Consider the following 14,822-nt stretch of genomic DNA (forward strand, 5'->3'; position numbering starts at 1 on the left):
GTTTACTTGAAAAGTTATTTTTAACACTTAAAACATATCCCCAAACTAGCTGAAGATGCATCTTCAGCTAGTTTGGGGATATACCGTTATTAGTATTGTGGTTTCGACATAGTCATTATTTTACTTACCATCGCATCAACGCTCCAGCTGGCCGGTTTTTGACGTGGAGGAAATTCAACAAAGGTTTTCATCTCGTTTGCGGTGATAGCAATACCGCGAGAAAACTCAAAAATATGGTCAACATACCATTTCTCATAACTACCCGACTCATCGCGAGCTCGCTCATAAGGATCTTGACGTAAATTAGTTAATAATGGCGCTCTTAACTGAGTTAATGGGCATATCCATACATTTAAACCATCACACTCTTGAATACTGTATTGAAGTTTCATATCGCCGAAACGCACGGCAGATAAATCGCCACCATCGGTAAAATACAGGTAACTTGGTCTTGGCGCCTTAGTCGTTTCGCCAGTAAGGTAAGGCAACAAGTTATAACCATCTAAATGGACTTTGTACTTTTTACCATTAACCGTTGTGCCTTTTTTTAGCTTTTCTTTAATATCAGTGACACCGGCAGCAGCCAAAAGAGTGGGCGCCCAATCCATATGTGAAACCATTTCTATTTTAGCATCGCCGGCGGCAATTTTACCTGGCCACCTCACCATTGCAGGTACACGGAAGCCGCCTTCCCACGTGGTATTCTTTTCACCTTTAAATGGAATAGTGCCACCATCGGGCCAAGAAAAAACTTCAGCGCCGTTATCGGTTGTGTAGAGCACAATCGTATTGTCAGCAATATCTAAGCTGTCTAGTTGATCTAATAATACGCCAACTTGATAGTCATGCTCCATCATACCATCACCATAGATGCCGCCACGTTTTGATAAACCTTGTGACTCGTCTTTTAAATGTGTCCAAATATGCATGCGGGTTGAGTTAAACCAGACGAAAAAAGGTTTGTTATTTTTATGGGCTTTATTGATAAATTTAGTTGTGGCCGCTAAAAACTCATCATCTATGGTTTCCATACGTTTTTTAGTTAAAGGACCCGAATCTTCTATTTTGCCATCTGCATAGGAGTGAATAACGCCTCTTGGGCCAAAACGCTTTTTATAGGCTTTATCTTTTGGGTAGTCTGGATGCTCAGGTTCTTCTTCTGCATTTAAGTGATAGAGGTTTCCTAGAAATTCATCAAAACCGTGATTAGTTGGCAAAAACTCATCTTTATCGCCTAAATGATTTTTACCGAATTGACCCGTTACATAACCTCTATCTTTTAATAGTTCGGCAATGGTGACATCTTCTGCACGCAAACCTTTATCTGCGCCGGGCAGGCCAACCTTGGTTAAACCTGTTCGCACTGGGTATTGACCCGTGATAAAAGCAGAGCGGCCAGCAGTACAGGAATTTTCACCGTAATAATCTGTAAATAACACACCTTCTTTTGCAATACGGTCAATATTCGTGGTTTTATAGCCCATCATGCCGTGAGTATAGGCGCTGATATTACTTTGGCCGATATCATCTCCCCATATGGCCAATATGTTTGGCCGCTCTGTATCAGTGGTTGCAGAAGCCATTCCTGGAGTGATTAATAAACAGATTGTTATGATTTTGGTGACATTTTTTGTTAAGTAACTTTTCATTGGTAAAAATTTATCCATTAGTTGATTGCTCTGATTTCATTAGCCCAATACGGTTCACGTAATTCATTTTTCATGATTTTACCTGCACCTGTGATCGGGAAAGCTTCCGTTCTGATTTCAATGCTTTGCGGAATCTTATAACCCGCAATATATTCACGGCAGTGACTAAATATTTCTTCGTCTGTTACTTTTTGACCTTCATTAAGTCGAAGAATGGCATGCACTGACTCGCCCCATTGTTTGCTTGGAATACCTAGAACAACTGACTCTTGAATCGCAGGGTGATGAGATAATGCATTTTCTACTTCAGCAGAAAAAACATTTTCTCCGCCGGTAACAATCATATCTTTCAGTCTATCGACTAAAAAGATAAAGCCATCCTCGTCCATGTAACCCGCATCCCCTGTCATTACCCAGCCATCAATGAGTGTTGCTGTTGTTTGGTCGCTATTATTCCAATAGCCCAGCATGGTGTTTGGCCCTGATGCCACAATTTCTCCTACTTTACCTGCCGGTAGTACTGTGCCGTTTTCATCTCTAATTTCAACACGAACACAATAGGCAGGGCGACCTGCTGAACGTAGCTTTCCTGCGTTTGGACCTTCTAAAACGTGGTATTCAGCAGGTAGAATCGATATCACAGGAGATAATTCAGATTGCCCATAGGCTTGAATAAATTTAACTGAAGACATCTTCTCCATCGCCGTAATTAAGGTGCCCTCTGGCATGGGAGAGGCGCCGTAAATAATATGCTTGAGGCTACTGAAATTAGCGTTATCTAGTGTAGGAGTTGCCAGCATCATGGTCACCATAGTGGGAACCAATAAAACATGGTTGATTTGTTTGTGCTCGATAGTTTCAATGACTGACGTTGCTTCAAAATAGGGGATAAATACCTGAGATAAACCACCAATCACCATGGCATAACTTACGCCAACATCGGCAAGATGAAACATAGGAGCAGCGTGTAGGTAACGCTCTCCTGCTACGTTTAAGCCCATCTCTGCCGTAACCACGATAGAGCTTGACCATAAATTCGTATGAGATAGCATTACACCTTTAGGAAAGCCTGTGGTGCCACCAGTATAAAAAATACCGGCAAGGTTATTATAGTTATTTTCAACGGGAGCAATGGCTTCTGCATGTTCAATTAATTGTTCATAGTTAAGCATGCCTGCTGGGGTTTCACCGTCGCCCATATAAATGACGACTTGAATTTTCTCACACTGCTTTGCCAACTCTTTACCCATGTCGAGAAAGGCATCATCAACAAAAAGTACGCTACTTTGTGAATTTTCTAATGAATAGATGTTTTCTTTGATAGACCAGCGAATATTAAGGGGGACGACGACGCCGCCAATCCATGGAATAGCATTATAATATTCAAAATATTGATCTGAATTCATGGCGAGAATAGCCACATGATTTTCTTGTCCTACCCCATGTTTAACTAATGCTCCGGCAAGTTTGGCAACTCGCTGTTCCACTTCCTTCCATGTCCGCTCTCTATCACCGAAAGATGTGCCAATATTATTACTAAATATTGTCGCATTGCGTTGTAGTGCCTGATAAAAGTACATAAAAACCTCTTTTTTCAACTGAAAAAACGCAATTTTATTTAATGAATAAAATAAAATAGGCGCTTAGTGCAACTGATATTATTATAGTTACCGTCATGTATTGCGGTATATATTGCTTCAATCTTGTTATTCAAACTATCGGTTTGGTGATAAAAGAAACATGATAATAAGCGCCAAAATCGAAATGAATTGGCGTATAAAGACAAGAGCAGACTATTTACCTGTTCGGTAAAAGACTATTTTTTATACTTAGAAGGGCTGTAACCGGTCCAGCGAATGAAAGCGCGGGTAAAAGAAGCCATTTCACTGAAACCACAGCGCTCGGCAACTTCATCAAGGCGTTTGTCGGTATGTTCCAAATAAAAAATGGCTTTTCTTTGGCGAATATCATCTTTGATCTGCATGTAATTTGAATTTTCTGCATCAAGCTTACGTTGCATCGTTCTTACCGAGACACCTAACTGTTCGGCCAGTTCGAGTTGGTTAGGGAATCGGGCATAGGGACAGGCAGAAAGTATGTCTTTAATTTGCCGAATAAAGCCTAAAGTTTGAAAAGAGTATGTGATCAATGAGAGGGGAATATCTAGGTAGGATTTAACTTCTTGATAATTACATTTTATCGGTTGTTTGAGCCATTTTATATCAAAAGCTAATTCACAATGTTGTTGATTAAACTTCACTGGACAAGCAAAAAGAAATTGATAATCACTGATGTTTTTGGGCTTATCTTCGATAAAATGGCTGTATTTCAACGGTATTTCTTTTTTAATCAATGTCGACAATACCTTATGTCCCATGCAGGTACATAATGCACTAATGAGTAGTGAGAACCGGCGATCTGTTACTTTGGGGACAAATCGCCATCGTACAAGTGAGCCTTCAATGATCGTCGTCGAATTCACTGGACTTTGAGATATTCTAATGACCTGCTCAATTGCTTTTATTGCTTGAGCTAACGTTTGCTCAGTGCATGCTGATTTAACCATTAGGTCGACTGAACCCCGTGGCAATTTTGCTGTTCCTGCCCCTAGAAATTCATCATCTGCGTACTCAAGAATAATTGTATATCCCTTGACAATGTAATGCTTTGAAATAACCACTTGGGGATCTTCAATTGACTTTAATGATAGCCCAATTCTTTTAGCGAATTCTTCTCTTGCAAGGCCTATAGACTCGCCAAGAAAGCAAAAATCCCTCACAAATATATTGGTGGCAAATAACTCACCTGTTGCAGCAGAGATATCATTTTGATTCAATTTTTTCTCCCTCATTTGCTCGATAAAAATAATTATAAATAGCCTGACATCATGTTCGTTTTGTTTTTATACGTCAATTGATTTCATTTTTGACGTTTATTGTCATATAAGAACAATGCGCTAACTTGCTAGTTTTAATAGGAGATAACTAAGGTAATCACAAAATACACATATTTACTCTTTAACGTTTAGAGACACAGTATTTTAGATGCATAGCCCGTTAAATATTAAGAGAGAACAGCATGTTAAACACAAATGATATAGGTAAGGTCTTTCCACCGGTAACCGCCGCAGTAGAGAAAGGTCGTTTACGTTTTTTTGCCAAAGCGATAGGTGAAAGTAACCCTATTTATACTGATGAGGCTGCAGCTAAAGATGCCGGTTATGAGTCTTTACCAATGCCACCAAGCTTCTTTTTTAGTTTAAAAATGGATGTGCCAAATCCATTTGAAAACTATGAGAAAGTAGGAGCGTCACTAGCAAGAATACTGCATGCAAATCAAGCCTTTGTTTATCATCAATCGGTGATGGCAGGGGACTCGTTAACGTTTGAAAGCCATGTTGCCGATATTTATGACAAAAAAGCGGGCGCGTTAGAGTTTTTAGTAGAAAAAACGAAAGTCTCAAATCAACGGGGGCAACATGTTGCTGATATGACAACGACACTCGTTGTTCGTAACTAATACGATAATAAATCGCACAAAACTGAATAAGAGAGAGTTTTTAAAATGATTGGATTTGATGACGTTCACGTGGGTGATGAGTTACCTGTATTACAAACCAAAGCGATTTCACGCACAACACTCGCGTTATTTGCTGGCGCTTCGGGAGATCACAACCCAATGCATATCGATATTGACTTCGCACAAAAAGCGGGCATGGATGATGTTTTTGCTCATGGCATGTTATCGGTAGCTTATTTGACAAGATTGTTAACAGGCTGGGTCGAGCAAGCCGCGATTAAAAAAATAAATGTACGCTTCACCGCTATCACGCAACTGTTTGCTGAAATTAGCTGTAGTGGCATTGTTAAAGAAAAATTTGAGCGTGATGGTACTAAATTAGTGCTGCTAATGATTGATGCGAAAGATCAGAACGGCGAAATTAAAATTTCGGGCAGCGCGGAAATCGCGCTTAACTGAGTTTTATCACATTAACCGAAGAAATTTAATTAACGATTGAAATAAAGAGACAATGATGAGTAAAAATTTACAAAATAAAGTGGCATTAATTACTGGCTCTGGCCGTGGTATTGGAAAAGCACTGGCATTAAAACTTGCCAGTGAAGGTGCCAAAATTGTTATCAATGATTTAGATGAGGCACCAGCGCAAGAAACGGTTTCTGAAATCAAAGCTGCTGGCGGGGAAGCTATTGCTTTTGTTGGTAGTGTTACGGCTGAAGGCTTTGCTGACAATTATATTGCCGCCGCAGTAGAGGCATTTGGTACACCCGATATTTTAGTGAATAACGCGGGTTATACCTGGGATTCATTGCTGCACAAGGCTGAAGATAAACAATTTGATGCTATGTATGATATTCACCTTAAAGCCCCTTTTCAGCTCAATCGAGCCTTTACAAAGGCGGTAACATCAGCGGCAAAAAGTGAAGCTGAAGCTGGCGTAGAAGTGTTTCGAAAAATCATCAATATTTCATCGATCGCCGGTGAATACGGCAATATCGGACAGGTCAATTACTCATCAATGAAGTCGGCCTTAAATGGTATGACTAAAACCCTTTCTAAGGAATTAGGTCGCCTGAAGATTAATGTTAACTGTGTCGCTTTTGGTGTTGTGGAAACTCGTCTAACCCAAGCAACCGATGTAAAGAAAACTATTGTGGTTGATGGCAACGAAGTTGGCGTGGGGATTCCTGAAAAAGTGAGTGCTGGTTTTGCGCGAATGATACCCCTTGGTCGCAGTGGTACAGCTGAAGAAGCAGCTAACGGAATTTATTTATTTTGTACACCAGAATCAAATTACATCAGTGGCCAAACTGTGGTTATTGGTGGTGGTTTAAGAATGTAGGAGAACAGCTATGAACCCCTTTTATTGTACTTGGATTAACGAAGATTTACGGATTTTTTCTGAATCGGTAAATAAGTTTATTGATAAAGAAATTGCTCCCAACTATGAAAAATGGGAAGACGACGCTTGGATGCCAAGGGAGGTATGGGACAAGTTAGGTGAAGCTGGGTTGTTATGTGTTGATATTCCAGAAGAGTACGGCGGCTTTGGTGTCGATTTTAAATTCGCAGCATTGATAAATGATATTTTTTATCGTCGAGGTGTTGGCGCTATTGCCGGTGGTGGTATTGCTGTTCATGCCGGTATTGTTGGTCATTATATTTTAAATATGGGCACAGAAGCACAAAAACAAAAGTACTTACCTAAAATGGCAACTGGTGCCTGTGTCGGTGCTATTGGCATGACCGAACCTGGTGCTGGTAGTGATTTAAAAGCACTAAAAACCACGGCGAAAAAAGTTGATGGTGGTTATGTCATAAATGGCAGTAAAACTTTCATCTCCAACGGTCAACACTGCGATATTGTGGTATTGGCATGTAAGACTGATCCCAATGCTGGGGCAAAGGGTGTTTCATTGTTTATTGTCGATGCGGATACCAAAGGTTTCGTTAAAGGTCAAAAACTTAAGAAGCTGGGTATTCATTGTCAAGATACCTCAGAACTGTTTTTTGATGACATGTTCGTGCCAGATGATGCTTTATTAGGCCCACTTAATACTGGTTTTATTGCCATGATGAAAGAGTTGCCACGTGAGCGCTTATTATTAGCGGTTGGCGGACAAGCGGCAGCAGAAGGTATGTTAGACATCACACTAGAGTATGTGAAAGAGCGCAATGCCTTTGGTAAGCGAGTGGCAGACTTTCAAAATACCCAGTTTAAATTGGCAGAGCTTGCGACAGGCGTTCGTGTACAAAAAGCCTTTGTTGATCAATGTGTGACGCTACTGGCTGAAAATAAGCTCGATGCGGTTACTGCTTCAATGGCCAAGCTACATGTGACTGAGTTACAAGGTAAAGTCGCAGATGAATGTTTACAGTTTTTTGGCGGTTACGGCTTCATGACAGAATATCGAATCGCGAGAGAGTTTGTTGATGCCCGTGTGCAACGAATTTACGGTGGTACTTCAGAAATAATGAAAGAAATCATCGGTAGAGATCTGATTAAAGACTAATAAAAAATAATATAAATAATAAGAAAAAATGACGAATTATTACAATAACTAGGCTAACAAATATAATAAAAAGCCTTGCTCACTTAAGTGGAATAATTGGAGATATTATGAAAATCATACCAATAGCAAAAAGCATTATCGCAATTTCGGTTGCCTCTGCGTTATTAGTTAATAAGGTGGTAGCAGAAGAGGTAAAAGAGTCAACAATCGATACTAAAGATGTTGAGGTGATTGAAGTGAGAGGTGGTCAAAGGGTTAAAACCCTACGTGAAGTCCCTGCTTCGGTCAGTGTGATTAGCGGTGAATCATTGAGTCAAATGAAAACTAATAAGTTAGATGACTTATCTCAGTCTTTGCCTAACGTTAGTATTTCTGAAAATGCGGTACAAGATACTATTTCTATTCGTGGGGTAAATTCAGATCTTCAGGCAGGCGGTGAGCAGTCGGTTGGTATCTTTTTAGATGGTGTTTATCATGGGCGAGGTGTGCAATCACGTTTTTCATTTATGGATGTTGATGCGATTGAAGTATTACGTGGTCCTCAAGGAAGTTTATTTGGCAAGAATACCGTTGGTGGTGTTATTAGCATTTTACCAGCCCAGCCAAGAGACTATTTCGAAGCAAAGCTAACCGCAGGCTATGAATTTGAGTATGAAAAAGTCGATTATTCAGGTTATATCACTGGGGCACTTAACGACAGCGGATCGTTAACGGGGCGTTTTGCTTTTAAAGGGTCAAATAGTGAAGAAGGCTGGGTTGAAAATGAAGCGAATGGTGAAACTATGCCGACCAAGGAAGATAGCGCATTACGTGGCATTTTAAATTGGCAGATAAACGATGACTTTAAAGTTAACTTGCGTGCAGAGACCGGCACATTTGAAACAAAAGGTGCTCCATATGAAATTCTCTACTTGGAAGACAGCCAACCAATAACAGCACTTGCTAGAATGTTTGGCGCCGAAGACAATGTTGATGGTAAAACCAATATCTCTAACGGTAACTACCCTGGTCTTGGTTTTAATGGCGAAGAGACCCCTTATTTTATGGATGCTAACTTTAGCGAATATGCGCTAAAAAGTGACTATAAAATAGAACAAGGCACCATTTCCGCTACGATAGCACAATCTAATCTAGACTTTATTCGTTCTCAAGATGCCGATTTTGGCCCTTTACCTGTTATCCAGTTTAGTGAGTCAGAAGACTACGAACAGAACAGTGTAGAGTTAAGATTTGTGTCAGAAGATAACGATGACTTTGAATATTTATTTGGTGCCTTTTGGCAAAGTAGTGACTTATTAGTGGATGCGGTTGCTGATTTCGCAACAGCTCCAGGTACGCCTGTTGCAGGTGCTTTTCCTATTCCCATTGAGCATGCTGTAACTAGTCGTTTTAATGAACTTGAACAAGCAACAGATACCTTAGCCGTATTTGGACAAGTTACCTTTGGTTTAACTGAGTCGTTGAAACTTGAATTGTCAGGGCGTTATTCAAAAGAAGAAAAAACGGGTCGTCAAACGGTAGAAGTATACGGTGGGACGGGTGATGGTAGTAAGAGTGGTCTGCCGTTAACGAACCCAATGGAACTGTTTATTTGGAGTCAGGCCATTATGGAAGCCTACCCGCATTCCGTGCCGTTATCTCGAGAAGAAAACTTGTTTTCACCTTCAGCTAGTTTGAGTTGGCTTGCCTCTGATACGGCTAGTTATTATGTTTCTGTGAGTAAAGGTTTTAAAGGGGGTGGTTTTAATGCCATCGCTATGTCACCAGACTTAGATGAAATTGAATACGAAAATGAAGAAGCCATTTCTTCAGAAATAGGTGGTAAATTTGAGTTCTTCGATGGCACTGTATTACTAAATACTGCTTTGTTTAATGTTGCTTATGACAATATGCAAACCACTTTATTTACCGGCGGAACGACGTTTGTTGTTGAAAATGCAGCTAAAGCAACGTCTCGTGGTCTTGAAGCTGAATTAAGATGGTTAATAAACGATGAATTTACCCTTGATGCAAACCTTGGCTACATTGATTTTGAATTTGATGATTATAAAAATGCAGGTTGTACTGCACAGCAAATAATTGACTCGGGTTTAACAGGCTCTGCTTGTGCTGCTGCTGGGCTCAATGATCTTTCAGGTAAAACAAACCAAGATGTGCCTGAAATAACGCTATCGTTAAGCTTACAGCATGAGTTTGCCATAAACGAGTATGTGGTCACCAGCCGGATTGACAGCAATTATGTTGATGATTTCTTTGCTACTGCAGATTTAGATCCTATTACGGTACAAGATGCTTATATTGTTTGGAATGCAGCAGTTAGTGTCGCTTCACCTGATGGGCTTTGGAAAACAGACCTTATCTTTAAGAATATAACCGATGAGAGCTATTTTTATTACGCCAATGATGTACCACTATTTGCTGGTTCACAATTTGCTTCCTTTAGCCAACCTAGCACAGTAACGCTGCAATTTAGTTATCTATTTGAATAGTCACTTAATCAGTATTCAATAAATGATAAATAAACCTAGGGGAGCTAATCACTCTCCTAACTTTTATAAGGTTAGTTATGTCAGCACTTGCTAATGTAAAAATTTTAGACTTTTCAACGTTATTACCGGGACCTTTTGGCACTTTAGTATTAGCGGATTTAGGTGCCCAGATTTTACGGGTTGAAGCGCCAAACCGTACTGATTTGACGCGTATCATTGGCGAACTTGATGGTGATGCTTCGTATGCACATCGTTATTTAAATCGTTCGAAAAAATCTATCAGTTTAGATCTAAAAAAATCTGCTGCAATTGAGATTGTTAAACAACTGATCAGTGAATATGACGTGGTGGTTGAGCAATTTAGACCCGGCGTGATGGATAAATTAGGCTTAGGTTACCAAACGTTAAAAGCGATTAATCCTAAAATTATCTATTGCTCATTAACGGGGTATGGCCAAACAGGGCCTTATAAGGATAGGGGAGGTCATGATAATAACTACTTGGCAATCGCTGGTACGCAAGACTATAGCCGCAGAGCCAATACTGCCCCTGTACCTGCGGGTATTCAAATAGCCGATGTGGCAGGTGGCTCAATGCACCTAGTCGCAGGCTTATTATCTGCGGTGATACAACGCCTAGAAACAGGTGTTGGGCAACAGATCGATGTCAGTATTACTGATGCCGCTTTTAGCTTAAATGTTTTTGCTGCCTCAAACTACCTAGGCGCAGAAAAAACAACTGGGCCTGAGCAAGAATTACTAAATGGTCAACAGTTTTATGATTACTACCAAACGAATGACGAGCGTTATTTATCAGTCGGTGGATTAGAACCGCAATTTAAAAAAGCGTTGTGCGAAGCTGTAGGACAATCAGCATTAGTCGAGTTAGCCCTTTCCCCTAGATTAGCGGATCAGCAAGCATTTAAAGCTAAATTAACTGATATTTTTAAGTCGCAGGATTTTGCTTATTGGAAAAAATTATTTCGTTCAATTGATGCCTGTGTTAACCATGGATGAAGCTTGTCAGCATGAACAAATTAATAGCCGAGAAATGATTGTCGAGGTTGATGGTATTAAACAAGTGGGCTGTGCAATCAAAATGTCAGCTAGCCCTGCCAAGTATCATTTTAAAGGGTGTAGCTTAGGTGAACACAACCAAATCTTACAGCAAGAGTTTGGCTTTAGTGAACAACAAGTTGATCAGCTTAAAGCTGATGGTATTTTTGGAAAACAATCTTAGGAGATAAAAAATGAGTCAAGTTATTGTAGCCGGTGTCGGCATGACAAAGTTTTGTAAACCGGGCCAACAAGAGCCTTATCGGGTAATGGCAGCTAAAGCGGTCAATCTTGCCTTAGCTGATGCGGGTATTGACGCAACAAAAATTCAACAAGCCTTTGGTGCTTATATTTATGGTGACAGTACCTGTGCACAACATGCATTTTATGATGTTATTCAAAGTGGTATTCCTGTTGTTAATGTCAATAACAATTGTTCTAGTGGGTCAACAGCATTATTTTTAGCAAGACAAGCGATACTCTCGGGTGAAATTGACTGTGCACTAGCTTTTGGTTTTGAGGAGATGCAACCGGGCGCACTAGGTTCAGGTTGGGATGATAGAGAAAGTCCTTTTGATCGCGCAAAGCCGGTGTTAGATAAGTTTAATGCTCCTGATGGTCCACTAGCATTGCAAGCCTTTGGGGCTGCAGGTCGTCATTACATGGATTTATATGGTGCTGAAGCCGATATTTTTGCCAAAGTATCAGCAAAGTCTCGTAGTCATGCGGTGCATAATCCTTACTCTATGTTTACCAAACCACTGACTTATCAAGACGTGCTCAATGATAAAGTTATTTATGATGGATATATGACGCGAACAATGGCTTGTCCGCCAACTTGTGGCGCTGCCGCGACTATTGTATGTAGCGAAGCATTTGCTGCAAGACATGGCATTACTCATGGGGTGAAAATTCTAGCGCAGGCGATGGCTACAGATACTGAAAAATCATGGCAAGACCCTATTTATGCGGCGGGTAAGGGCATGACGGAAATTGCCGCTAAGAAAGTATATAACATGGCTGGCATTAGTCCTGAAGATGTTGATGTTATTGAATTACATGATTGCTTTACCACCAATGAAGTGATCAGTTATGAAGGCTTAGGACTTTGCCCTGAAGGTGGTGCTGCGGAGTTTATTGACAAGGGTGATAATACCTACGGAGGAAAGTTTGTCATTGGTCCATCTGGTGGCTTGATGTCCAAAGGTCACCCTATAGGTGCAACAGGATTAGCACAATGTACTGAGCTAACTTGGCATTTACGTGGTCAAGCAGGCGCACGTCAAGTGGAAGGTGCGAGATTAGCTTTGCAGCATAATGTTGGCCTTGGTGGGGCTGTTGTTGTCACGCTGTACGGAAAATAAAAAAACGACTCGAATTACTCCGGTTACTCGAGTCTTAATCACTAACAACGGCGGTAAGTTGTAATTGAAGACGGGGAATAGAAAATGTTCAACTATATTATTGTTGGTGCTGGCTCTGCAGGTTGTGTTTTAGCTGCGCGTCTCACCGAAAATCCTAATATTTCTGTTTGTTTATTAGAAGCGGGGGGGCCCGATAACAGTGTTTTTATTCATGCTCCAGCAGGTGTGGCAGCAATGTTACCCACGAAGATAAATAACTGGGCATTTGAAACTATTCCTCAACAAGGTCTAAATGGTCGTAAAGGTTATCAACCTCGGGGAAAAACCCTCGGTGGCTGTTCTTCTACCAATGCCATGTTGTATGTGCGCGGTAATAAATGGGATTACGATAATTGGTCTGCCCTAGGAAATAATGGCTGGAGTTATGAAGAAGTCCTGCCTTACTTTAAAAAATCTGAAGGTAATGAGTATTTTTCTAACCAATACCATAATCAAGACGGTCCCTTGGGTGTCTCAAATGCAACAGCTGCTAGTAATACCAATGACATGTTTATTGCCTCTTGTCAGGAACAGGGGCTGAAACATAATGATGATTATAATGGCGTTGAACAAGAAGGCTGTTTTATGTATCAACGTACGGTGAAGAACGGTGAACGATGCAGCGCAGCTAAAGCCTTTTTAACACCAAATTTAAGCCGTCCCAATTTAACAGTCATTACTCATGCCTTAACTGAAAAAGTATTATTTGAAGGTAAAAAAGCCGTAGGTATCCGGTATAAAAAAGATAAACAATCAGTCGATATTCATTGTGATAAAGAGGTGATTCTTAGTGGTGGTGCTTTTGGTTCCCCGCAGGTATTAATGCTCTCAGGGGTTGGTCCAAAAGAGCACTTACAGGACAAACAAGTTCCACTCGTGCACCACTTAGCTGGCGTAGGTCAAAACTTACAAGACCACATTGATTATGTACAAACGTATAGAGTTGCCAGTAGTGATGATACTTTTGGTTTATCACTGAAAGGTGGCACCAGCATGCTTAAATCGATGTTTGAATGGAAAAATAAGCGTTCGGGCAAAGTGACCAGTACGCTGGCTGAATCAGGCGCGTTTTTTAGTACACAAGAGAATGTAGTTGCGCCAGATGCACAGTTAGTTTTTGTTCCAGGTATCGTTGATGATCATGCTCGTACGGTGAATTTTGGTCATGGTTACAGTTGTCATATTACGGTGCTTCGTCCTGATAGCACAGGTGTAGTAAAACTCAAGAGTAATAATCCAGAAGACCCGTTAGCGATAGATCCTAAGTTTTTTGATAATGAAAAAGACTTGGAGCTGATCAAACGCGGTGCAAAAAAAATGCGCGCAATTCTTGAAAGTACTCCTTTTGATGGTATTCGTCAAAAGTTGCTGTTTCCTCTTGAAAAAGGTGATGAGCTTGCACTAGAGCAGGACATTCGTAACCGCTCAGACACTCAATACCATCCCGCTTGTACTTGTAAAATGGGCTCTGAAAATGATGTCATGGCTGTGGTTGACCACGAGCTTAAAGTTCATGGCATAAAGGGAATAAGAGTAGCGGACGCATCTATTATGCCCAAATTAGTCAGCGGTAATACCAACGCGCCCACTATCATGATAGGTGAAAAAGCTGCCGATATGATTCTAGCTGATTATGAGGCTTCACTATGAGTGACGTGATAGACGAGTCAACAGTAAAGTTAGCCAAAACAACACTAAATCGAAAAATTTACTGGGATGACCTTACAGAAGGAGAGCAGTTTTCTTATGGCCATTATCAAGTCACTGCGCATGAGATTATTGAATTTGCCACGCGTTATGATCCTATGGAGTTTCATGTCGACCCAGAAAAAGCCAAGGTATCACCTATAGGAGCGCTGTGTGCTAGTGGCATACATACTTTAGGCATAATGCAGCGTTTAACTTTTGATAATATTTATGTTAATTGGCATATCGTTGCAGGGAGAGAGCTCAGAAAGTGTCAATTTCGATTACCTGTTTTAGTTAATGATTGCCTAACGGTAAACATGACTATTGTTAAACTAAGCGAAGATACTCGAATTGACAGAGGAAATGCAGCGTTAACGTTTGATGTGAAAAATGCCAAAGGAAAAACGGTATTGGAAGTGGAAGGAGAAATTGTTTTGCAAAGAACGCCGAGTGTTTGATGACTTTACTGATCATTAACCCGATAAATACGCCTATCAAAGGCAGA

At 40.6% G+C, this 14,822-nt stretch carries 13 protein-coding genes; 10 read left to right on the forward strand and 3 right to left on the reverse strand.

Annotation, left to right across the window (positions count from 1 at the left end):
- Nucleotides 1–89: 89 nt before the first annotated feature.
- The 3 genes from ND2E_RS06335 to ND2E_RS06325 all read right to left on the reverse strand — a co-directional run bounded on the left by ND2E_RS06335 (nucleotide 90) and on the right by ND2E_RS06325 (nucleotide 4,485).
- Nucleotides 90–1,667, reverse strand: a complete 1,578-nt coding sequence (locus tag ND2E_RS06335) for an arylsulfatase (RefSeq protein WP_081962073.1) — start codon at nucleotides 1,665–1,667, stop codon at nucleotides 90–92.
- Nucleotides 1,667–3,229 carry a long-chain-fatty-acid--CoA ligase gene (locus ND2E_RS06330; protein ID WP_033094779.1) on the reverse strand — a complete coding sequence of 521 codons (1,563 nt, stop codon included), beginning with the start codon at nucleotides 3,227–3,229 and terminating at the stop codon, nucleotides 1,667–1,669. The genes ND2E_RS06335 and ND2E_RS06330 overlap by 1 nt, the downstream gene beginning before the upstream one ends.
- 236 nt (nucleotides 3,230–3,465) lie before the next feature.
- Nucleotides 3,466–4,485, reverse strand: coding sequence for an AraC family transcriptional regulator (locus tag ND2E_RS06325; RefSeq protein WP_033094780.1), 1,020 nt, complete (start codon nucleotides 4,483–4,485; stop codon nucleotides 3,466–3,468).
- Nucleotides 4,486–4,727: 242 nt separating this feature from the next.
- Between ND2E_RS06325 and ND2E_RS06320 the strand changes: the two genes are divergently transcribed.
- The 10 genes from ND2E_RS06320 to ND2E_RS0121695 all read left to right on the forward strand — a co-directional run bounded on the left by ND2E_RS06320 (nucleotide 4,728) and on the right by ND2E_RS0121695 (nucleotide 14,775).
- Nucleotides 4,728–5,168, forward strand: a complete 441-nt coding sequence (locus tag ND2E_RS06320) for a MaoC family dehydratase N-terminal domain-containing protein (protein ID WP_033094781.1) — start codon at nucleotides 4,728–4,730, stop codon at nucleotides 5,166–5,168.
- A 45-nt stretch (nucleotides 5,169–5,213) separates the two neighbouring features.
- A complete protein-coding gene (locus tag ND2E_RS06315) occupies nucleotides 5,214–5,627 on the forward strand; it encodes a MaoC family dehydratase (protein ID WP_033094782.1) in 414 nt (137 codons plus the stop codon).
- Nucleotides 5,628–5,679: 52 nt separating this feature from the next.
- Entirely contained in the window at nucleotides 5,680–6,510 is an 831-nt protein-coding gene (locus ND2E_RS06310; RefSeq protein WP_223303647.1) for an SDR family NAD(P)-dependent oxidoreductase, read from the forward strand.
- 10 nt (nucleotides 6,511–6,520) lie between these two features.
- Complete coding sequence (locus ND2E_RS06305) at nucleotides 6,521–7,681, forward strand: acyl-CoA dehydrogenase family protein (protein WP_033094784.1); 1,161 nt, start codon at nucleotides 6,521–6,523, stop codon at nucleotides 7,679–7,681.
- A 107-nt stretch (nucleotides 7,682–7,788) separates the two neighbouring features.
- Nucleotides 7,789–10,170 carry a TonB-dependent receptor gene (locus ND2E_RS06300; protein WP_033094785.1) on the forward strand — a complete coding sequence of 794 codons (2,382 nt, stop codon included), beginning with the start codon at nucleotides 7,789–7,791 and terminating at the stop codon, nucleotides 10,168–10,170.
- A 77-nt stretch (nucleotides 10,171–10,247) separates the two neighbouring features.
- Nucleotides 10,248–11,186 carry a CaiB/BaiF CoA transferase family protein gene (locus tag ND2E_RS22200; protein ID WP_223303648.1) on the forward strand — a complete coding sequence of 313 codons (939 nt, stop codon included), beginning with the start codon at nucleotides 10,248–10,250 and terminating at the stop codon, nucleotides 11,184–11,186.
- Entirely contained in the window at nucleotides 11,179–11,409 is a 231-nt protein-coding gene (locus ND2E_RS23355; protein WP_223303649.1) for a hypothetical protein, read from the forward strand. The genes ND2E_RS22200 and ND2E_RS23355 overlap by 8 nt, the downstream gene beginning before the upstream one ends.
- Before the next feature lie 10 nt (nucleotides 11,410–11,419).
- Entirely contained in the window at nucleotides 11,420–12,589 is a 1,170-nt protein-coding gene (locus tag ND2E_RS06290) for a lipid-transfer protein (protein ID WP_033094786.1), read from the forward strand.
- Nucleotides 12,590–12,673: 84 nt separating this feature from the next.
- The gene (locus ND2E_RS06285) at nucleotides 12,674–14,278 is read left to right on the forward strand and encodes a GMC family oxidoreductase (RefSeq protein ID WP_033094787.1); all 1,605 of its coding nucleotides are present in this window, start codon (nucleotides 12,674–12,676) and stop codon (nucleotides 14,276–14,278) included.
- A complete protein-coding gene (locus tag ND2E_RS0121695) occupies nucleotides 14,275–14,775 on the forward strand; it encodes a MaoC family dehydratase (protein ID WP_052056755.1) in 501 nt (166 codons plus the stop codon). The genes ND2E_RS06285 and ND2E_RS0121695 overlap by 4 nt, the downstream gene beginning before the upstream one ends.
- The last annotated feature ends 47 nt before the right edge of the window (nucleotides 14,776–14,822 follow it).

The sequence above is a fragment of the Colwellia psychrerythraea genome (genome assembly GCF_000764225.1).
Classification (GTDB): domain Bacteria; phylum Pseudomonadota; class Gammaproteobacteria; order Enterobacterales; family Alteromonadaceae; genus Colwellia; species Colwellia psychrerythraea_D.